Annotated in this window: 20 protein-coding genes, 1 tRNA gene and 4 pseudogenes; 13 read left to right on the forward strand and 12 right to left on the reverse strand. The window is 62.0% G+C overall.

All coding sequences use genetic code 11. The annotated features are described in order from the left end of the window. The 4 genes and pseudogenes from Q427_RS02285 to Q427_RS02295 form a co-directional block, all read right to left on the reverse strand. Window positions 1-707, reverse strand: a pseudogene (locus Q427_RS02285) (aldehyde dehydrogenase family protein); the annotation flags it as partial. A gap of 16 nt (window positions 708-723) precedes the next feature. Then, entirely contained in the window at window positions 724-1,827 is a 1,104-nt protein-coding gene (locus Q427_RS02290; RefSeq protein ID WP_231613323.1) for a M24 family metallopeptidase, read from the reverse strand. A gap of 25 nt (window positions 1,828-1,852) precedes the next feature. Then, window positions 1,853-2,005: a hypothetical protein gene (locus Q427_RS33145; protein ID WP_231613324.1), complete on the reverse strand. Its 153-nt coding sequence runs from the start codon at window positions 2,003-2,005 to the stop codon at window positions 1,853-1,855. Window positions 2,006-2,115: 110 nt separating this feature from the next. Beyond that, window positions 2,116-2,997, reverse strand: a complete 882-nt coding sequence (locus Q427_RS02295; protein WP_043510615.1) for a HalD/BesD family halogenase — start codon at window positions 2,995-2,997, stop codon at window positions 2,116-2,118. A 102-nt stretch (window positions 2,998-3,099) separates the two neighbouring features. Here Q427_RS02295 and Q427_RS02300 point away from each other — a divergent pair, with 102 nt between their 5' ends. The 8 genes from Q427_RS02300 (at window position 3,100) to Q427_RS02330 (ending at window position 10,007) form a co-directional block, all read left to right on the forward strand. Next, entirely contained in the window at window positions 3,100-4,002 is a 903-nt protein-coding gene (locus tag Q427_RS02300) for a LysR family transcriptional regulator (RefSeq protein ID WP_043510617.1), read from the forward strand. A 222-nt stretch (window positions 4,003-4,224) separates the two neighbouring features. Beyond that, window positions 4,225-4,890 (forward strand): ABC transporter permease, encoded by a 666-nt coding sequence (locus Q427_RS02305; protein WP_043510620.1) that lies wholly within the window; start codon window positions 4,225-4,227, stop codon window positions 4,888-4,890. A gap of 45 nt (window positions 4,891-4,935) precedes the next feature. Further along, the gene (locus tag Q427_RS02310) at window positions 4,936-6,516 is read left to right on the forward strand and encodes a betaine/proline/choline family ABC transporter ATP-binding protein (RefSeq protein ID WP_231613325.1); all 1,581 of its coding nucleotides are present in this window, start codon (window positions 4,936-4,938) and stop codon (window positions 6,514-6,516) included. Further along, a complete protein-coding gene (locus Q427_RS33150; RefSeq protein ID WP_231613333.1) occupies window positions 6,516-6,830 on the forward strand; it encodes an ABC transporter permease in 315 nt (104 codons plus the stop codon). Before Q427_RS02310 ends, Q427_RS33150 begins: the two co-directional genes overlap by 1 nt. A 45-nt stretch (window positions 6,831-6,875) precedes the next feature. Continuing rightward, window positions 6,876-7,127, forward strand: a complete 252-nt coding sequence (locus Q427_RS35935; RefSeq protein ID WP_331280517.1) for a hypothetical protein — start codon at window positions 6,876-6,878, stop codon at window positions 7,125-7,127. After that, entirely contained in the window at window positions 7,061-7,756 is a 696-nt protein-coding gene (locus Q427_RS02320) for a glycine betaine ABC transporter substrate-binding protein (protein ID WP_331280518.1), read from the forward strand. The genes Q427_RS35935 and Q427_RS02320 overlap by 67 nt, the downstream gene beginning before the upstream one ends. Window positions 7,757-7,833: 77 nt before the next feature. Further along, window positions 7,834-9,138, forward strand: a complete 1,305-nt coding sequence (locus tag Q427_RS02325; protein WP_051496058.1) for an MmgE/PrpD family protein — start codon at window positions 7,834-7,836, stop codon at window positions 9,136-9,138. Window positions 9,139-9,212: 74 nt separating this feature from the next. Further along, a complete protein-coding gene (locus tag Q427_RS02330; protein ID WP_051496059.1) occupies window positions 9,213-10,007 on the forward strand; it encodes a nitrilase-related carbon-nitrogen hydrolase in 795 nt (264 codons plus the stop codon). 69 nt (window positions 10,008-10,076) lie between these two features. On the opposite strand, the gene Q427_RS02335 is transcribed toward Q427_RS02330, so the two are convergent. Beyond that, entirely contained in the window at window positions 10,077-10,310 is a 234-nt protein-coding gene (locus Q427_RS02335) for a BCCT family transporter (protein ID WP_043510625.1), read from the reverse strand. A 297-nt stretch (window positions 10,311-10,607) separates the two neighbouring features. Here Q427_RS02335 and Q427_RS29630 point away from each other — a divergent pair. From Q427_RS29630 to Q427_RS02350, 3 genes and pseudogenes are all read left to right on the forward strand, one after another. Next, window positions 10,608-10,805, forward strand: a pseudogene (locus Q427_RS29630) (ATP-binding protein); the annotation flags it as partial. Window positions 10,806-11,139: 334 nt separating this feature from the next. Then, complete coding sequence (locus Q427_RS31910; RefSeq protein WP_197030467.1) at window positions 11,140-13,008, forward strand: amidohydrolase family protein; 1,869 nt, start codon at window positions 11,140-11,142, stop codon at window positions 13,006-13,008. A 203-nt stretch (window positions 13,009-13,211) separates the two neighbouring features. Next, on the forward strand, window positions 13,212-14,174 hold the full coding sequence (locus Q427_RS02350; protein WP_043510627.1) for a GlxA family transcriptional regulator: 963 nt from the start codon (window positions 13,212-13,214) through the stop codon (window positions 14,172-14,174). On the opposite strand, the pseudogene Q427_RS02355 reads toward Q427_RS02350, so the two are convergent. Then, window positions 14,168-17,569, reverse strand: a pseudogene (locus tag Q427_RS02355) (FAD-binding and (Fe-S)-binding domain-containing protein). The gene Q427_RS02350 and the pseudogene Q427_RS02355 overlap by 7 nt on opposite strands. Window positions 17,570-17,746: 177 nt before the next feature. On the opposite strand from Q427_RS02355, the pseudogene Q427_RS29635 reads away from it, so the two are divergent. After that, window positions 17,747-18,001 (forward strand): annotated as a pseudogene (locus Q427_RS29635) (ATP-binding protein); the annotation flags it as partial. A gap of 33 nt (window positions 18,002-18,034) precedes the next feature. Here the strand turns inward: Q427_RS29635 and Q427_RS02360 are convergent. The 5 genes from Q427_RS02360 to Q427_RS02375 all read right to left on the reverse strand — a co-directional run bounded on the left by Q427_RS02360 (window position 18,035) and on the right by Q427_RS02375 (window position 19,395). Next, a complete protein-coding gene (locus tag Q427_RS02360) occupies window positions 18,035-18,433 on the reverse strand; it encodes a conjugal transfer protein TraG N-terminal domain-containing protein (protein WP_043510629.1) in 399 nt (132 codons plus the stop codon). After that, a complete protein-coding gene (locus Q427_RS02365) occupies window positions 18,433-18,636 on the reverse strand; it encodes a hypothetical protein (RefSeq protein WP_043510631.1) in 204 nt (67 codons plus the stop codon). Before Q427_RS02365 ends, Q427_RS02360 begins: the two co-directional genes overlap by 1 nt. After that, window positions 18,626-18,784, reverse strand: a complete 159-nt coding sequence (locus Q427_RS36660) for a phage integrase central domain-containing protein (RefSeq protein ID WP_442905427.1) — start codon at window positions 18,782-18,784, stop codon at window positions 18,626-18,628. Before Q427_RS36660 ends, Q427_RS02365 begins: the two co-directional genes overlap by 11 nt. Before the next feature lie 80 nt (window positions 18,785-18,864). Next, complete coding sequence (locus tag Q427_RS33155; RefSeq protein ID WP_231613334.1) at window positions 18,865-19,152, reverse strand: Arm DNA-binding domain-containing protein; 288 nt, start codon at window positions 19,150-19,152, stop codon at window positions 18,865-18,867. Window positions 19,153-19,318: 166 nt separating this feature from the next. Continuing rightward, window positions 19,319-19,395 (reverse strand) — tRNA-Ile (locus Q427_RS02375). A gap of 152 nt (window positions 19,396-19,547) precedes the next feature. On the opposite strand from Q427_RS02375, the gene Q427_RS02380 reads away from it, so the two are divergent. Further along, window positions 19,548-20,162 carry a hypothetical protein gene (locus tag Q427_RS02380; RefSeq protein ID WP_051496062.1) on the forward strand — a complete coding sequence of 205 codons (615 nt, stop codon included), beginning with the start codon at window positions 19,548-19,550 and terminating at the stop codon, window positions 20,160-20,162. On the opposite strand, the gene Q427_RS30950 is transcribed toward Q427_RS02380, so the two are convergent. Next, on the reverse strand, window positions 20,105-20,739 hold a 635-nt coding region (locus Q427_RS30950; RefSeq protein WP_231613335.1), incomplete at its 5' end, for a DUF6789 family protein. The two genes, Q427_RS02380 and Q427_RS30950, sit on opposite strands and share 58 nt — an antisense overlap.

The following is a 20,739-nucleotide window of genomic DNA, read 5'->3' on the forward strand; positions in this document are numbered from 1 at the left end:
GGCGCCGCGACGATAGATCGCCCTGGCCACCGGGGTGGAGCCGACGAAGGAGAGCGCCTTCACGTCGAGGCGTCGATCAGCGCCTCCACGGCCTCCCGGTCGCCGTGTACCACCTGGAAAAGACCCGCGGGCAGGCCCGCTTCCTCCAGCAGCTCGGCCATCTTGAGGGACGCCGAGGGCACCTGCTCGGAGGGCTTGAGGATAAAGGCGTTGCCGCAGGCCAGCGCCATGGGAAACATCCAGAGCGGCACCATGGCCGGGAAGTTGAACGGCGTGATGCCGGCGACGATGCCCAACGGCTGGTGGTTGGACCAGGTGTCGATGCCCGGGCCGGCGTTATGGGAGTACTCGCCCTTGAGCAGCTCGGGCACGCCGCAGGCGTACTCGACGTTCTCGATGCCGCGTTTGAGCTCGCCCATGGCGTCCTCGAGCACCTTGCCGTGCTCGCGGCTGATCAGCGCACAGAGCTCGTCGGCGTCACGCTCCAGCAGCATCTTGAAGCGAAACATCACCTGGGCGCGCTTGGCCGGGGGCGTATCGCGCCAGGCCGGCTGTGCCGCCCGGGCAGCGTCGATGGCGTGCTCGACGGTCGCGGCGTCGGCCATCGGCACCCGTCCGATCGCCTCGGCGCTGGCGGGATTGCTCACGTCCAGGTAGCGGTCACCGGGCTGGGGGTCACCGCCGATCCAGTGGGTCAGGGTCTGCATCTCGCGTCCTTGTGCGTCAGTATTCACGGCCGAGCAGCACCTCGCTGAAGGGGTAGCGGGAGAGCTTCTCAATTCCGGTGTCGGTGATCAGCACCTCTTCCTCGAGTTTGACGCCGTCGGCGGCACCGACCTCGCCGATATAGCTCTCCACCGAGACCACCATACCGGGCTCGAGAATGCCGTCCTTGGAGAAACGATCGAAGTCCATGTGGTGAGCCACCAGCGGGGTCTCGCCGTGCATGCCCACCCCGTGGATGATCGACGGGTAGCGGCGATCCAGGAAGCGCTCGGGGATCTTCCAGGCCTGCTCGGCGATCTCGCGGTAGCTGATGCCGGGCTTGAGGATGCCCATGTTGTGGTGCACCTGATCATAGGCCATGCGGTAGAGCTCGCGCTGGTAGGCGCTCGGCTTGCCCGGGCCGACGTGAAAGGTACGCGAGAAGTCGGAGTAGTAGCCATGGCAGCCGATGGTATCGGTATCCAACGCCACCAACTCGCCAGGGCGGATCTTGCGATCGCTGGCCTCGTGGAACCAGGGGTTGGTGCGCGGCCCCGAGTTGAGCAGGCGGGTCTCGATGAACTCGCCGCCCCCCCGGATCACCTCGCCGTACATGATGGCGAACAGCTCGTTCTCGGTGACGCCGGGCTTGATGGCGGCTTCCACCTCAGCTACCGAGGCCTCGCTTGCCGCCATGGACTGGGCCAGGCAGGCGATCTCCTCGGGGGTCTTGATGCGACGACAGTGCAGGGTGTCCTGCATGCAGTCGTAGACGTCCAGCCCCTGGGCCTCCAGGGAGCGGGCCAGGTTGAGGGCGCAGCGGTCCAGGCCGACCTTCCGGTTGCCACGGCCGTGCTCCTCCACCAGCTCGGCGATCTCCACGCCGAAGGGGTCCGAGGAGAGATTGTCGCGCTGGTTCACCGCCGACCACACCACCTTGGAGGTGCGCGACTCGTCGATGGTCTCCAGCCAGGTGGAGACATGGGCGCTGCCCGGGTATTCGAACAGAATGATCGGACCGTCCAGCGGCACATAGATATAGCGCGTGGAGTTGCGCAGGAAGTAGCCGAACATGTTGCGCGAGCCGGTGGCGTAGCGCTGGTTGTTGGGGTCGAACAGCACCAGGGCGGCGTAGCCTGCTCGGCCATCATGGCCTCAGGCGTGCCAGGCGGCCGTTGCGCAGCTGCTTGGGGTCAAAGGCGGTGGGGATGCTGTCGCCGTTGGCCATCGGGGCCGAGGGCACGACCGGAATCCGGTCCGGTTCACTATCGGTCAGCTGCTCTGACTCTACGATGCTCATGGGGGTCTCTCGCTGTGTCGTCAGGGCGATGGCCGCAAGGCGCCGGCCATCGGCACGGTGTTGTCATGGCGGTTCGGGTTCGGGGATCGGCTCGGTGACAGACCCGAGGATCAGTCAGCGAGGCTGTCGGAGCGGGTCATGCCCTCCTCCAGCAGCCGCTCGTGCACCGGCGCCATGCGCCCGAAGATGCGCTGGGCACGCTCGGGGCGGCCGATGAAGCCCGGCTCCTTGGCGTAGGCGAAGATCACGGTATGGCGCTCGCGGTCGCCCTCCACCGGGGTGACCCGATGCAGCGAGTAGCGGCCGAAGAACACCTGCAGATCGCCGGGCTGAAGGTCGAGGCTCTTGAGCCGCGAGCGGTCGCCGTCGAGCACCTTCTCCACCTCGGCGAAGTTTTCGCCCTCGGGGCTGCGGATGCCCGGGGCATACTCGAAGCGGCCGCCGCCATGGGACTGGCGGGTCATCATGGTGACGATGAATTCGTTGGTGTCGTAGTGCCAGGGATGCTGGCAGCCCTCGCGCAGCACGTTGACCACCAGGTCGGCCAGGGGGTCGGCATACTGGTGAATTTCCTCCATGCCCACCACGGCGCCGATGAAGCGCTGGAAGCCGGGATGCTCATAGACCTGGCGGATGATGGTGTCGCCGTCGATGCGGTCACCGGCCACGAAGCCGTTGGTACGATCATCGAAGCGGTTGAGCGGGTGGCTGTCGGGCAGCTCGGGGTCCCCGGCGCTGTTGTAGGGGTTGGTCTCGGTCTGATTGTAGTGGGCCTGAGGTGAGAGGCGCTCGGTCTCGCGCTCCAGCCGCGCCAACGCCTCTTCAGGGACGAAATTCTTTAGCACCACGCAGCCGTCCTCAGCGAGCTGGCGGCGGCAGCTGTCGATCAGCTCGCGGCCCGCCGGGCTGTCGAGGTCGTCAATGGGGTAGCTCTCACGATCAATCAAGCCATCGAGTGAATATGCCGATTCCAGTGACGTTGTCATCGCCATGGGTTTCTCCTGTTCCGGGAACACACTGGACAGGATAGTAAGCAGCCCTCCATAATAAAAATGAATAGTTGAGATGCCACCTATTTAAAAGCCTCATTGCATATGGATACCGACCTTCTCCGCGCCTTCGTCACCGTCGCCGAATGCCAGGGCTTCAGTGCCGCCGGCAAGGTGCTGCACCGCACCCAGTCGGCGGTCAGCCTGCAGATCAAGCGGCTCGAGGACCAGATGAGCAAGCCGCTGTTCGAACGCACCAGCCGCAGCGTGCTGCTGACGGCGTCCGGCGAGCGATTGCTGCCCTATGCCCGACAGATGCTCAAGCTCGAGGACGAGGCCAGGGCGGTGCTGGGAGAGCGCCAGCAAGGGGAGCTAATCCGCTTCGGCACGTCCGAGGAGCAGGCCGCGACCTATCTACCTCAGCTACTGCCACGCTACGCAGCACGCTTTCCCGATTCCCGCCTGGAGATGAACTGCGATATCAGCGCCTCACTGGTCAAGTGGTTTCAGGAGGGCCTGCTGGACGTGGTCTTGTCGGTGCGGCACGCCCCGACCCAGTCGGGCCACCTGCTGGGCTGGGAACCGATGGTGTGGGTGGTGGCCGAGGATCGCCAGCCACAGGCCTGGGACCCCCTGCCGCTGGCGCTCAACCCTGAAGGCTGCATCTTCCGCGACCATGCCCTCTCGGCGCTGGGCCGTGCGGAACGACGCTGGGAACTGCGCTACACGAGCCAATCCCCCACCGCCATCAACCTGCCCGTGCAGGCGGGACTGGCGATCACGGTCAAGACTCCCCGCAGCATACCGCCAGGATGTCGCATCGTCGGCGAGCAGGAGGGCCTGCCGCCCCTCGGCCAGGTGGAGATCGAATTGCACCGCCGGCCTGGACACAGCGGCGAGGCCCTGGAAGCCTTTTGCCAGGAACTCGAAAGCATCGTCACCGGCAGCGACGTTGTGGCGTCGCCGGAACCTGGCGACACGGCCTTATTGACCCGCCTTCATCTCTGATCCAGTGGCTCACGCCTCTGACGCCTTGCAAAGAGAGGATAGGCTAGCAGGCACCAGCCCCAGCTGAGATTCTGCCCGCCAATCCACAATCCCTCGCCTTTTGGCCCCCATGGCCAGATCATTATGTTTTATGTCCGATACTGATTAGTTCGACGGGTCGCACCTCCCTAGCCTAGGGGCCTCACAGGACAACACAACCACAACCTGACCTGAGGCGCCTGTATGGAATTGATCCTTTACACGCTCGCCAACTTCGAGCTGCTGTTCGCACGCACCCTAGAACATATTGCCCTGGTGGGTGTGGCCGTGGGCATTGCCACCCTGACCGGCGTTCCCATCGGGATCGCCATCACCAAGAATGAACGATTGGCCCGTAACGTGCTTTACCTGGCCTCGATCATCGTCACCATTCCATCGATCGCCCTATTCGGCATCATGATTCCGGTGCTGTCGATCTTTGGCCACGGCATCGGCTATGTGCCGGCGGTAATCGCGGTACTTCTCTATTCACAGCTGCCGATCATCCGCAATACCTATACCGCCATCAACAACGTCAACCCGGCGCTGCGCGAGGCGGCACGCGGCATCGGCATGAGCCCCAACCAGCGCCTTCGTCTGGTGGAAATTCCGCTGGCGGTACCGGTGATCATGGCCGGGGTGCGCACTGCCGTAGTGCTCAACATCGGCGTGATGGCAATCGCCGCCTATATCGGCGCCGGCGGTCTCGGCACTTTCATCAGCCGGGGGATCTCGCAGTCGGACCCGCGCCAGCTGATCGTTGGCGCCGTAGCGGTGAGCGTGCTGGCGATCATCGTCGACTTCTCCCTGCTGGCGCTGCAGAAGCGCCTGACGCCCAGAGGCATGGAACGTGACGCCTCCATGGCTTGACCGGCTTGTTGCGCTCTCTTCAGCCCATCAGACAAGGATAACACCATGATTCGACTGGACAGCCTGACCAAGGTATTCGATACCCAGAAAGGTGCCGTAGTGGCCGCCGACCATATCAACATGGAAGTGCCCAGCGGTGAGATCTGCATCCTGCTCGGCCCCTCCGGCTGCGGCAAGACCACCACCCTGAAGATGATCAATCGCATCGTGAAGCCCACCTCCGGCAAGGTCTTCATCGACGGCGAAGACACCACCGGGATGGATACCCAGACCCTGCGCCGCAATATCGGCTACGTGATCCAGCAGATCGGCCTGTTCCCCAACATGACCATCGAGGAGAACATCACCATCGTGCCCAGGCTGCTGGGCTGGGACAGGGCGAAATACCGCGAACGGGCCCGCGAGCTGATGGCGATGATCGCCCTGGAGCCCGACGCCTTCCTCAAGCGCTATCCCAGCGAGCTCTCCGGCGGCCAGCAGCAGCGCATCGGCGTCGCCCGTGCACTGGCCGCCGACCCGCCGGTGATGCTGATGGATGAGCCCTTCGGCGCCATCGACCCGATCAACCGGGCGGTGATCCAGGACGAGTTTCTCAAGATGCAGCAGGAACTCAAGAAGACCATCATGTTCGTCAGCCACGATATCGACGAAGCGATCAAGATGGGTAACCGCATCGCCGTCTTCCGCGAAGGAAAGCTGGTGCAGTATTCCAGCCCGGATGACCTGCTCGCCGACCCAAAAGACAGCTTTGTTGAATCCTTTCTCGGTAGCGACCGGGCACTCAAGCGCCTCAACCTGGTCAAGGCACGCGAAATCGCCACTCGGGATATTGGCACAGTTTCCCCGGAGGATAGTCTCGAAAAAGCGCTCGCCATGAGCGATGACTTCGGCTATGAAACCGCGATTCTCATGGTCAACGACCAGCAGCAGCCAGCGGGTATGGTGATGCGCTCGGTGGCCCAGACGACCAAGGGCTATTGCCGCGACCATTTCCAGAATGTGCCGGCAATGGTGGGCCTGGATGACGACTTGCGCACCGTCGCTTCCCTGATGCTGGCACACGATATCACCTGGCTACCCTGCATTGACGACCAGGGACGGGTCTGCGGTCAGGTCACCCAGCGGGCCCTGACTCACCATCTGGCTCTCGCTTCCGCGCTCAGCAAGGCAGCCCCGTATCGCCCGCCCCGATCTCGGAGGAGTGAGCCCATGCCCATTCAGACCATGAAAGGGGCGCTACGCGCGCTGATGCTGCTAGTGATCTTCTTTATCGGGGTGTGGAGTCACTCGAGCGGGCTCATTGACGATTTCCTATTCTACCTGCCCGACATCCAGTTCCTGATGGGCGAGCACCTGTGGCTGACTGCCGTATCGGGGGGCCTGGCGATCCTGGTTGCCATTCCGCTGGGTGTGGTGCTGTCGCGTCCCAGCATGACTCGCTCTGCCGAGTCACTGATGCAGGTGCTCAATGTGGGCACCACCATTCCCACCCTGGCGGTGCTGGCGCTTGCCATGAGCTTCCTCGGTATCGGCACGGTGCCGGCGATTTTCGGCCTGTTCGTGGCCACCCTGCTACCCATCGCCCGCAACACCTATACCGGACTCAAGGGGGTCAACCCTGCCTGATGGAAGCCGCCGCCGGCATCGGCATGTCCCCCACCCAGCGCCTGTTCAGGGTCGAGCTGCCCAATGCCCTCTATGTGATCTTCGCCGGCATTCGCACCGCCCTAGCCATCAACGTGGGCACGGTACCGCTGGCGTTCTTGATCGGCGCCGGCGGGCTTGGCGAACTGATCTTCACCGGCATCGATCTCTATAACCCGGTGATGATGTTGGCCGGGGCCATTCCCACGGCGCTGCTGGCCATTGCGGTCGATGCGCTGATCGCCTTTATCGCTTTCATCGTGGTGCCGCGCGGGGTCAACCCCGCACGCGCCTAAAAGAAGTCAACGGCAACACTGAAGACAACAACAGGAGCAAGATCCATGAAACAGCTGACCACCCTTCTCGCCGGCCTGACCCTGGCAGGCGCCATGACAACCGCTCAAGCAGCCGACATCACCGTAGGCGGCAAGAACTTCACCGAGCAGCAGATCATCGCCAGCATGACGGGGCAGTATCTGGAACATCTGGCTACGACGTCAACACCCGGGCCGGCATGGGCTCGGCGGTGCTGCGCCAGGCCCAGGAGAATGGCCAGATCGATCTCTACTGGGAGTACACCGGCACCTCACTGATCACCTACAACGGAATCAGCGAGCGCCTGGACCCCGAGCAGACTTATGCCACCGTCAAGGAACTCGATGCCGAGAAGGGCCTGGTGTGGCTCGCCCCCTCCGCAGCCAACAACACCTATGCCTTGGCGATGCGTATCGGCGAGGCCGAAGAGCGCAATATTCAGACGCTCTCCGACCTGGCGGCAGCGGTAAACAGTGGCGAAGAACTGAGTTTCGGCCTCAACGCTGAGTTCTATGCCCGCGACGATGGCTGGCGACCGCTGCTGGAAGCCTACGACTTTCAGGTCGGTCGTCGCGATGTCAGCCGCATGGATTCCGGGCTGGTCTATCAGGCACTGCGCGACGGCCAGGTCAATGTCGGCCTGGTGTTCGCCACCGACGGCCGTATTCCCGCCTTCCACTTCCAGGTGCTGGAAGACGACCGCGATTTCTTCCCGTCCTATGCCTTGACCCCGGTGGTACGCCAGCAAACGCTGGATGCATTCCCGGACCTGGCAGAACAGATGAACGCCCTCTCGAGCCATCTGGATGATGACACCATGGCCGAACTCAACGCACGCGTGGATGTCCGTCGCGAGACCGTAGAGACGGTCGCCCACCAATTTCTCAGCGAGCAAGGCCTGCTCTAAGCTTAGCGACGTCGGGTTATTTCGGGTCGCCCAAGGGCGACCCATTAAGCTTGCCTGCTCCATCACCAGGAATGGACATGAATATCGACGAGGGATTGAACTGGATCTCTGAGGTATGCCCTTCCCAACTGGACAACGCGCATTTACAACAAGCCAAGCGATGCCTACTGGACCTGCTGGGAGTAGCGGCCGGTGCAACGCTGACGCCCCTGGCCGAGCACGCCCGCCGCTTCACCATCGCTCAATATGGTGGCGCACGGTCGCTGTTGTTCGCTGAAGGGCACGCCTCGCCCTGTGGCGTCGCACTGCACGGCGGCTGGTTGATCGATGCCCTCGATGCTCATGACGGCCAGGCACTGACCAAAGGCCATGCCGGCGTAGCCTTGCTCCCCGGACTGCTTGCCCTCCCTGAAGTGGAACGGCTCTCGGGCCGCGAATTTCTCGGTTTACTGGCCCTGGGCTATGAAGTCGCCACCCGAGCGGGTATCGCCCTTCATGCCACCAGTCCCGATTATCATACATCGGGGGCCTGGAACGCCCTGGGCGTGGCCGCCGTGGCAGCCCGACTACTGAAATTGGACAGCACGCAGCTACATCATGCACTCGGGATCGCTGAGTTCTACGGACCACGCAGCCAGATGATGCGCTGCATTGACCACCCGACGATGCTCAAGGACGGCTCGGGATGGGGTGCACTGACCGGGGTTTCGGCCGCCTTGCTGGCCAGAGATGGCTTCACCGGTGCCCCCGCATTAAGCGCCACCTCGCCGGAAGTCACCCAAGTGTGGCAGGACCTGGGCAAACGCTGGTATCTGCACGAACAATACTTCAAGGCCTATCCGGTCTGCCGTTGGGCACAGCCCGCCATTGAAGCCATTCTGTCTCTACCCCAAGATGCCCGGAACCCAAGGTTCGTTGAACAGATAGAAGTACACACATTTCACGAGGCCAAACGATTGCATACGGTGCATCCCGACACGACCGAGCAGGCCCAGTACAGTTTGCCCTGGTCGGTGGCTTGTGCACTGGCATACGGCCGCGTGGACGCAGCCTGCGTATCCCACTTCCTCCATGATCCCAGACTGAAGGGCCTGGCTGAGCGAGTGATCATTCATGAGTGCGCCGACTTCAACCAACGTTTTCCCGCAGAGCGATGGGCTCAGGTCAAGCTCTATCTGACCGACGGCCGGGTCATCCAGAGCGAACCCAGCGAGGCCCGAGGCAACCCGCACAACCCGCTCTCGAATGTCGAACTCGATAACAAGTATTATCGACTGGCAGAACCGGTACTCGGCGCACGTGCTGCACGGATTCACGACACCATCTCGCACTTAGAGCACCACTCAGCACATGAGCTGCTTGTGTTATTGCAAACCCCCTGATCAGCCCCGCCCCCTCTTGAGGTTGCCATGCACTACCAAGACCGACTAATCGTTGGCGCCGCCAGATCAACTGCATGCTTGGCGAAGTCGACACCAATATCGAACAACATCTGAGCCTCATTGAGAAAGCCCGCGGACAAGGGCTCGAACTGCTCGTCTTCCCCGAGCTTTCGCTTACCGGCTACGGGCTCGCCAGTCGCGTGATGCAGGTCGCCATGCCGCTGGAAGACCCCCGCCTGGCATCACTGGCACAGGCCAGCGGCGATATGCAGACCGTAGTCGGCTTCGTCGAGGAGGCCAGCCCAGGGGAGTACTACAACGCCTTGGCCATCCTGCAGGATGGCGAGATCCTGGCGGTGCACCGCAAGCTCAATTTGCCCACCTACGGCGGTCTCGAGGAGGGAAAGTGGTTCTGCCATGGAGAAGACTTGACCTTTGCGCAGGTGCGCCCGGGTTGGACGTCGACTCAGATGATCTGTGCCGACCTATGGAACCCCGCGCTGGTGCATGCCGCTCTCTTGGCACGCCCGACCGTGCTATGTGCGCCGATCAATTCGGCCTCGGGCATCGTCAGCGAGGAGTTCTCCAACGAGCAGAACTGGCTGTTGAACATTCGCTTCTATGCCATGACCTACGGTACGCCCGTGATCATGGCCAATCGCTTCGGTCCCGAAGGAGCCAGCCACTTCTGGGGCGGCTCGCGCATTCTCGGCCCCCGCGGCGAGGTGCTGGCCGAGGCCGAGGATCGCGAAATGCTGATCACCGCCGAGCTCTCGCGTACCGCCATCGCCAAGGCTCGCTTTGAACTGCCCACCCATCGCGATGCCGATACTCCACTCATTCGGGAACTGATGGCCGGATACCGTTGAAAAAAGACGAGTGGCAGGCAAACGCCCTCCGCTCGCATTCCTGAACAGGGCCATTGCCCACCCTAGTCACTACCCCTTTGGGGGTAGTGACGATGAACCAGCACTCCTCTCACTGAAATGGTGGTCACGCACCGAGAGCAGCGTCGAAACAAACATGAGCACCATGATGACTGCGCAGGGCTTGGAGCCGATAAGCATCGCCTGCTTAATCGTATCCATGCCGCCTGTCAGCATCAGCGCGCCGATCATCAGCGCCAGCATCCTGGCCCTGAAGATTCCACCGGAGAGGACGGTATTGAGCATCAGGACGCCGCAGTCTGCCTAGGTGACTAGAAAGGTCAGGATCAACAGCACAATCAACCCCGGGAACAGTTGGGCAATCTTGGGTGACATCAGCACGTTGATGGTAGCAAAGAGCTGCACAGGAACTTCCGCCTGGGTAATGATGGTTTCGCCATGGAAGCAACCTGATAGATAGTGAAGCCGAACAACAGCACAAACTATAGAAAGCCCACCAGCACCGTGGCAATCATCGCCTCCAATACGAATTAATAAAAGGTGCGCTCCGCGAAATTTAGACCAGATAAGTGGCTTATATATTGGGGTGATATCTTCGGCGATCAGGTCACCGCCATCGCGATTCTGGATCGGCTGCTACACCACTCGACCACGCTGAACATCAAACGCGAGAGCTACCGGATGAAGGATAAATGTCGAGCCGGACTGGTGACCACACCGACCACGAAGGAGGAAGAGACCACACACGCCCCTGAACCTGTAGTGGTGAGTTCAGACTGATGAAAACTAGACATGCTTCACTGACGTTGACAACAATACGGCCTGCCTCCGAGGCCAGCCGAAAAAGCATCGAATTAAGCCTCGCCCGGCTTGAATACCGGCTGCCGCCAACCGCGGCTGACAGGCTGGCAATAAGCCGGCGATGGTTGTGCTCGGCACATGGTTACCCGCCTGATCTCTTCGTGAGCAAGCCCCGACCCTCGGCGCACCGAGGAAACAGCATTTTTCGGCATGACTGAATATTGATATTTTCTGTCGCATTCGAGAGCGTCCACAAACCATCCCGGAGATAACATGTTTGAAATAAATCGCTCGATTGGATCAGGTGAGTAATGTGATTGATTTCCACGTGCACCTTTATACAGCGGATGATCTACCGATCAACGCCGGCGAACTGCCCTATCGGTTACCCGAGCCGTTCCCGGTAAAAACATATCTGGATAGCTTGATTGAGGCCGGATACAAACCAGACTTGGTCAACAATGTTCACCTGAGCATTCTGGACAACTCCGAAAACATCTTTCGATCCTTTGATGAGTTGAAATGCCTGCAAGCAGAGCATCCGCAACGCTATGGCGGTATTGAAATGATCGGCACCATTCTTGCCGACCCGGATTATGCGACGATTGAGCGTTTAAGCCACCCGCAAATCAAGGGAATCCGCCTTGTTCTGCATGATGTCTGTCCCGAATCCATTACGCCGCACACCTATTCCGGGGACGATTGGCAAGCGTTATACGCACGTCTTCGCCGGGACCAGCATATTCATATCTATGCCCAGGAGCCGGAAGCGAATCTGCGCGTATTGAAGCAGATCCCCGCTGATAGAGCGGTCGTCATCGATCATCTTGGCACCTGCCGGCCCGAGCGTGGCCCACAGGATCGCTTTTACCAGGCGCTTCTCGAAGAGGCGAGAAGCCGCGGCAACGTCTGGTTCAAGGGACCTGGATACCGTACGGCCAATACCGCAGAGCAGACAGCACCTTTCACGCTAGAAATCATCAAACGCCTCGGCCACAACCGCTTGCTGCTTGAGTGCACCGACGCGCCTCATGTGGGCACTGATCGAGACGGCCAGGCATATGCAGCGTTGTTCACGCCGGTTAGCGTGCTCCAATTCGCTCGATCACTTGCAGATATCACTGCACGTGAAAACCACATCTCTGAGCAAGCTCTACTCAACGCCGCTTGTGCAGACATCATCAATCCGCAAGACCCCAAAGAGCACACCAATATGAATAAAGTCCATGTCGAAGAGTTTACATTCACCGTCAATTACACTGATGGAAGCGAGCAGCTTGAAGCCTCTCGCTTTATTCCCGAAAATCCTGACATGTCACTGCCGCCCGTGGTGTTCAACTCCGGCTATACCGGCGGCGTGAGCATGTATGGTCAGTTGATGGGCAATGCTCTCGCGGCACGGGGTTATATTGTCACCACTTACGATGTGTCCGGCTTTTTCTCCAACAGGACGGTGCGCAATACTTTCTTGAAAGACGACAAACTGCTGACCAACGTCAGCCTGGAAGATCAAACCACAGAACTGCTGGCCCTGATCGAGGTAGCTCGTGAACACACAGGACGCATGCCTATCGTGATCTCCTGGGCGATGGGTTCGGTCGCGAGCCTGGCGGCTGTGAACCGTCTTGCTGCTGCAGGCGGCGAACAGATTCCTCTCTATGTGCCGATGAGCTACACCCGCCTGCGCAACCTGCAAAACCTGCGTGCCGATGCAGCGGGTGCAGACGAGGCCTTGTTCGCACTGGCAGAAGACGATGCCATCCCCATTTTCGATACCGGCACCGAAGAGACGAAACTGGGTTACTACCCGCTGGATCCGAACACGCAAGCCTATGTTCACGAGCAGCTGGGCAACTATACCCATGCCGGTGGCGCAGACGACTGGCCCGGCTTGCAGTTTGTCACCGCCAGGTCCTATCAGAGCTATGTGAAATTCGACCCCGAATCCGAGATCAACGCAGCGAAAGGCAGCTATCCGCCAGCGCTGATCATCCACGGTGCAAACAACTCGCTGCACATGCCTAAAGAATCACAACGCTTGTTCGAGGCGTATCCGGATCAAGAAGGCAACTCCCTCTGGATCGTGGAAGCCATGGAGCACGGGCAGCAGCTTGCAGCTGATGATCCGATTTTCCGGAAGCTCATCGACGGCATTGATGGGCACTACCGCTCGCTGAGCTGACCGCCAACGACGTTGCAGTAAATCCTATCGGCCCGGGCTGATCGCAGGCCCGGGCCGCTTTTTTTGAACCTCCGGTTCCACCTACAGTGCAAGCCGCGCCGTACAGCAACTCTCGGGGCCGCTGCCCCGCCCGTATCGGCATTGACATCTTGCGACAGGGGCCGCATGTTAAGAATATACGGGCGACTCCCGAGACAACAATCATGACATTACGGATCGATGAAGACCGGCCCTTTTCCGTCGGCTTCGTGCTGTTCCCCCACTTTGCGATGCTCTCCTTCAGCTCCGTCATCGAGCCCTTGAGAATTGCCAACCGCATGAGTGAAAAAATGCTGTATGAGTGGCAATTGATGAGCCTCGACGACCAGGTCATCTTTGCCAGTAATGGACTGCCTTTTTCACCGACAATTCGCATGGATGAGTGGCAAAGGCTGGATGCCATCATTCTCGTGGCGGGGATGGGGACAAACTTGATTGCCGATGAAAGGCTTTTCCACTGGCTGAGAAGTATCAGCAGAAGCGGACGGCTGCTGGGCTCCACCTCAACGGGAAGTACCCTGCTTGCCAAGGCGGGTGTGCTGCATCGAAAGCGCTGCACCATCCACTGGGAAAATCAGGCCAGCTTGCAGGAAGAACACCCTGACCTGATTGTATCCAATGAACTCTTTGAAATTGACAATGGCATCATGACCTGCTCCGGCGGCACGGCCGGATTGGACATGATGCTTTCATTGATAGAGAGGCAGCAGGGTATCCATCTGAGCCACCAGATAGCCGAGCAGTGTATCCACCCTACTATTCGCGACTCCCATGAAAAGCAAAGAATGTCACATGAGGCGAGACTCGGCATTCATAGCCAGGCGCTCGTGTCTGCCATCAAGATCATGGAATCTCATATAGAAGACACCATCAACTGCGAACATATCGCGTCGTTGGTCGGTATATCTCATCGACAGCTTCAGCGACTCTTCAACCATCACTTTGATGTCAGCCCTGCCACCTATTATCTTAACCTTCGGCTCGATCATGGCGACAAACTACTTCGCTATACATCGATGTCCATTATCGATATTGCTACGGCCACAGGGTTCTCATCGACCTCACATTTCAGTAAATGCTACCGTAATCGCTTTGCTATTTCTCCCAAGCAACGGCGCCATCACTGAGACATCATGCATTCGCCCTGCCTCAGCAAAGCCAGCAGCCCCTGCAGCGGATGGAGCAGGGCGGTATCCGAGAAGCGCTTGACCTGGCTGCGACACGAGTAGCCGGTGGCCAGCAGCTTCCCCGCGTTAGCCGTGTCTTCCACCTTGGGCTGCCACGACTGAGCGTAGACGGTCTGCGAGGTCTCGCGGTTGCGCGCCTCGTGGCCGTAGGTGCCCGACATCCCGCAGCAGCCGGTACTCAGCAGCTCCAGCTCCAGGCCGAAGGCGGCGAACAGCTGCTGCCACGCCTTGGGGCTGCCCGGGGCGTTGGTGGTCTCGGTGCAGTGGGAGAGCAGCCGGTAGCCCGGGTCCTCGATCCCGGCGCCGGCCAGGTCGAGCCCCGCCGGCACCAGCCGGCGGGCCAGGGTCACCAGCACTCCTGCAGCATTAGCACCTCGGGCACGGCGTCCGGGCCCAGCGCCTTCACGTACTCCTGGCGGTAGGTCAGGGTCATGGCCGGGTCGATACCCACCAGCGGCACCCCGAACTCGTCCAGCGCTCGCAACCGCTTGGCCTGCTTTTCCGCGGTGCGCGCAAAGGCGCCCAAAAAGCCCTGCACGTGCAGCGGCTTGCCGTTGGGCGAATAGGGCGCCACGAACACCTTGACGTCGAGCCGGGCCAGCAGCTCGACGATGTCCAGCACCAGCTCGGCCTCGAAGTGGCTGGTGAAGGCGTCCTGCACGATGACCACGCTTCGCGCCTTCTGGGCCTCGCTGAGCAGGCCCAGCGAAGTGGGGGTGGCTTCGACCACGCCCCAGGCCTCGAGCTGCTTGGCGAGGCGGACCCGGGAGAGCTTGGGGCTGTCCACCAGGCCGATGGGCCCGGCCAGCAGCCGGTCCACCAGGCGGTTGCCGAGCGCGGCGTTGTAGAGCGGGGCGAGGCGCGAAAGCGCCGGTATGATGAATTCGGTGCCGCCGATCAGGTAGTCGCGCAGCGGGCGCAGGTAGCGGCCGTGGTAGACCTCCAGGAACTGGGCGCGGGAGTCGGGCACGTTGACCTTCACCGGGCACTGGCCTGCGCAGGACTTGCAGGCCAGGCAGCCGGCCATGGCGTCGTAGACCTCGTGGGAGAAGTCGGCCTGGCGCTTGCGGCGCAGGGTGTTGAGGGTGCGCTTGGGCAGGTCGCGCACGAAGCCCCAGGCGCCCTCGGCCTTTTTCTTGCGCGACTCCTCCACCAGATCGACCCCGGCCGCGCCCTGCAGGCGCAGCCATTCGCGGATCAGGCTGGCGCGCCCCTTGGGCGAGTGGATGCGGTCGCGGGTGGCCTTCCACGACGGGCACATGGCGTCGTCGGGGTCGTAGTTGTAGCAGGCGCCGTTGCCGTTGCAGTAGACGGTGGCGGCGTGGGCCTGCCAGGCCCGCTCGTCGATGGTGCGGTCGTACTGGCCGCGGGTGGGCACGCCGTCGATGGTCGAAAGGCCCGGATCAATGAGCTTCACCGGCTCTGCCTCGATGGCCTCCCCCCTGGTAGATGGGGCTGTATCGGGCGCAGGCCCCGGGGTGCCGGACCATTGCGAAGGCGCTGTGAACCCCTCCCTGGGCGCTACATTTGCCATCCCTGGCAAATGACCTTCGCTGCGCCCTGCCCCCGATGCCCCGTCACCAGTGAGGATCTGGTCAGGCGTGCGACTGCAGGGTGTCGCGATCTTGCCCGGGTTCAGCTGGTTATGGGGGTCGAAGGCGGCCTTGACCCGCTGCAGGCTGGGGTAGAGGGCGCCGAAAAACTTGGGGGCGTACTCCGAGCGCAGCCCCTTGCCGTGCTCGCCCCACAGCAGGCCGTGGTACTTGTGGGTCAGCGCGGCCACTTCGTCGGAGACCTCGCGGATCAGCCGCTCCTGTTCGGGGTCCTTCATGTCGATGGCCGGGCGCACGTGCAGCACCCCGGCGTCCACGTGGCCGAACATGCCGTAGGCGAGGCCGCGGGCGTCCAGGGCGGCGCGGAACTCGGCGATGAAGTCCGCCAGGTGCTCCGGCGGCACCGCGGTGTCCTCGACGAAGGGGATGGGCCGCTTCTCGCCCTTGGCATTGCCGAGCAGGCCCACGGCGCGCTTGCGCATGTCGTAGACGCGCTGGATGGCCCCACGCCCCTCGGCCAGGGTATAGCCGAGCCGCTCCACGCTTGCGTCGGCCTCCAGGTGGCGGCAGAAGGCGGCAACTCGGTCGGCCAGCCGCTCGGGATCGTCGTCGTTGAACTCCACCAGGTTGATGCCGCGGATCGCCACCGCCTGTCGGGTGGCCGTGGCGGTGACACCATCGGCCTTATCCATGGCGGGCTCGCCCGAGGGGAAGAACTCCGCCACGCTGTCCCAGACGTAGTCCTCCATGGCCAGCTGCAGCACCTTGTCATCCACCGTCTCGATGGAGGTGGGGAGCGCCTGCGGCTGGTCTTGCGTAGAGAGCGCCTGCGGCTGGTGTTGTGAAGAGCTGCCGCTGGACATCAGGCCCGAGCGTCGCGCAGGGCGTCCATGAAGCCGGCGTAGCGCACATTGACCAGGGTCGTGTGCTGGGGAATGGGCAGCACGTTGAGCACCGCCTCGTCGAGCAAGCCCAGCGAGCCCTCGGCTCCACACAGCAGGCTGTTGATGTCCAGCCGACCGTGCGCGTCCCTCAAGTGCGCCAGGTCGTAGCCGGTCAGGCAGCGGTTGAGCGGCGGGAAGGTCGCCGCGATCTGCTCCGCCTGGGTGTCGATGATCTCGCGGGCGGTGCGGTAGACCGTGCCAGTGACGTCGTCGCGCGCACACAGCGTGGCCAGCTCCGCCTCGTCCACCGGGCGGCTCACGAGCCGCTCGCCGCCCAGCAGTACAGTCTCGAGTTCCAGCACATGGTCGCGGGTCTTGCCGTACTCGCAGCTGCCCTGGCCGCTGGCGTCGGTGGCGATCATGCCGCCGATGGTGGCGCGGTTGGAGGTGGAAAGATCCGGGGCGAAGAAGAGCCCATGGGCTTGAGCGCCGCATTGAGCTGATCCTTGACCACGCCCGCCTGGACCCGCACCCGGCGGTTGTCCACGTCGATCTCGAGGATCTTGTTCATGTGCCGGGAGACATCCACCACCAGGCCATCAGTGAGTGACTGGCCATTGGTGCCGGTGCCGCCGCCGCGGGGCGCGAGCGCCACCTGGCGGTGCTCCTGTTCAGCGGCCAGCCGGGCGATGCGGGCGAGATCCTCGCCGTGCCTGGGGTAGAGCACCGCCTGGGGCACGCGCTGGTAGATGGAGTTGTCGGTGGCCAGCACCGTGCGGTCGGCGTAGTTCGGGGCGATTTCGCCCTCGAAGCCGGCCGCCTTGAGCGCCTCGAGAAAGCGCAGGTAGGTAGAGCCGATCAGACTCGAAGAAGAAGCGGGGTTCAGACGTGCGATCATGACCAGGCCACAAACCGAGAGTGTCGACTCATGGAACCATGTGAGCGACACCATCAAGCGCACGAATGCGTCATACCTGGATAACATCATGACGTTGGAAATAGCATCGACCAATCCCCAAGCACCCGCTACAGCAGCATCGCCTCAATCCTCAAGCAGGGGCTGGATCAGCAGCCGATGCTGACACTTCCCGAGGTTCTCGATGACCTGCCGCCCCACACCAACGTGCGCGGCCGCGAGGTCCTGCACCGCGACAACCGCTGCCTAGACCGGCTGTTGAAGGCCGCCAAGCTGCGTGTCACGGCCTGCGTCGAGGATATCGACTACCGCCACCCCCGCGGCCTGGAGCGCGGCCGCATGGCGCCGCTGGCGACCGGCGAGTGGATCGGCCAGGCGCTCAACCTATTCCCTACCGGCCCCACTGGGTGCGGCAAGACAATACTGAGAGCTCAGGGTGAACACTGCTCAGGACTTGGACTGAACCTTGTCTCCCCCCTGTTTGCCTGCTCCCTGTGCAGTCTTCCCACCGCCATCGCCGATGCCTCTTGCGAGCTCACTGCCGACCTTCATGCCTGCCCACCCCAGCACGGCAACCCACAGCGTCGGCAGCACCAAGAACATCATCCCCTCCACAAACTGCAGCACCATGCGGTCGTAGAGGTTGTTGGCGGCAGAAAGCCAGCTCAGCTTGGCGGCGTCGATGCGGTAAAGAAGATCCACCAGGTTGGCGTTGATCCAGCGGGCAAGCTCCCACCAGAAGGTCAGGAACCACATAGCAAAGAGCCCGAAGGTGGCCATGCCGGCGACCTTGAAGCTGTAGCTGGAGATGACCATCACGAACGGCAAGCAGATGATGATGGCCATCACCAGGATGCCTTCACCATCGGCAGCGCCTGCTTGAGAATGTTCATGCCGGCCTGGAACGGCAAAATCGACAGCGTGCCGCCCACCATTGCGCCGGCGGTGACGGTGGCATCCCAGAAGCCGCCACCATCCAGGCCACGAAAGCCCACCACGGCCTGATCCAGGTTGCCGCTGGCAGCACCCCCAATACGGTCAACCTTCACTGACGTTGACACCACGCAGATCTGTCGTAGGGTCGCGCTCAGCACGCCCCGTGGTTATGGCATACCGGATGACCTGGCCTACGACCGTCTTGATGCGAATGACGGTTTCCAGGTACCCCCGCTTCTCGACCTTGCGCAGGCACGACATTATGCTTGTGAACTTCTTCAAGCCACTCAGACGCCACAGCCCTGAAGGTGTTCGCCACACCTGCCCTCCAGCTTCGCAATTCACTTGACGGTGCTGGGGTCTGAACCTTGGGCCAGCAGCTTGTTTGCTTTGTCCCGCTCGTCTCGGGCCTGGGCCAGTGACACATCGCCGTCCTTGCTCCCGTAGACCCCGATGGCCAGGCGCTTCTCCTTCCCGTGGAAGCGATATTTCAGGCGCCAGTATTTTCCACCGGACGGCGTCACCTCCAGGTAGAGACCGCCCCCATCGGCTAAGCGGAAGGTTCTAACGCGGGATTTGGCATTGCGAACGGCGGTGGCGGTCAGTTTATTCGTCTGGCGATGGCTCATGAGGGCACCAAATGGAAAACAGGTGGTTGTGCCCCCATTCATGCCCCCTTTTTTGGGGGGGGGCATGTCAAGAATTCTTCTGGCATGTCATGAAACGTCGCTCACCTCATGAAGCCCGCTGTAGAGCGGTTTCTGACATGGTATGGAATGAAACGGGAAGGGAATTTGGTGGGCCCAGCTGGACTCGAACCAGCGACCAAGGGATTATGAGTCCCCTGCTCTAACCAACTGAGCTATAGGCCCGTGCTTGCGCCGCCGTATGATAGCGAAAGCGGCTGGACGAGGCCAGAGGCAAGCTCCCTGTTTGTTCCTTCTTTTCCGTGCCCGAACAGGGCACTTCCGTCCGGTTCCCGTGTCTCGATGGGTGGGCATATCGCCCATGGAGAGAGACGCTGATGAAACGATGCCATCGCCTGGGTACGAAGTGGGGTCAAGCGGTTGGGCTGGCATCCGCCCTGGCCCTGCTGTTGTCGGTGTCGCCGATGCTGGCAGCGTGGGAGCTGGACCCGGCGCAGTCCCGCGTGTCGGCGACGATCGTGCAGATCGGCCCCGATGGCCCGGTGCCCCGCCATCATGAGGTACGTCGACTGGCCGGCAGTGCGAATGCCAACGGCGAGCTGCAGTTGCCGCTTCGCTTGAACCAGAGCGACGTGGTGGAACGCCTGGGCCCTCTGCCGCCCTGGCTCTCCGGCCTGACCGAGCGCCCCATGGCGACGCTGACCACCCGCTTCCCGCCCGAGCGGCTGAATGCGCTGGCGGTGGGTGAGTCGCTGGTGGAAACCCTGCAGCTTTCGGTTCAAACGGGCCAGGCGACACGCCAGGAGCCGCTGGAGGTTCGCTTCACCCGGGTTTCCGCCGACCAGATCCGAATCGCCAACGCCGAACGCGTCGCGCTGGACGGCCAAGCACTGATGGCGGACCCCACCCTGCGCTCGGTCATGCTGCTGCTCGGCTACGAGCAGATCGGTGACGAGGTCCCGGTAAGCCTGGACGCTCTGCTGGTCCGGTGATGCGCGCTCCGCCACGACATCCTGAGCCGCCCGCACCGTGGCCTGACAAGGGCGCCCCCTTGGCCACGCCTTCTGCTGGGCTGCCCGCCCCTCGACATCCATGCCGATGTGCGAGGGGGTAGCCGAGAAGCTCCTCGCCTACAGGCGCCGTAGCCAGCCGTAAGTGCCACCCAGCACCAGCCCGAACACGATATGCCCCAACAGGTGGATATGGGCGCGATCACCCCGAATCCCATGCCGAACATGCCCGAGCCGGCCAGGGGAAACACCGTGATCATCACCACCAGCCAGGCGCCCAGGCCGAACACCAGCCCACGGCGAGCGTCGCTGCTGCCGGGCAGGTGCGGGGCCAGCAGTGCGAACAGGATGCCCCAGATCAGGGTGCCCACCACGAAGTGGATAATCCATCCCACGACGATGCTGTTCGGCGTACCCAGCACGCTCTGGGCTGTCAGGTTCATGATCTCGACAATGTTGTACCAGGGCATGAGCCCGGCCGACAGGCGCAGGATCATGAACATGGAGATGACCAATGTCGCCACCAGCCCTGCGACTATCCCTCTGCCTAGACGAACGA

The sequence above is a fragment of the Halomonas sp. BC04 genome, assembly GCF_000568385.1.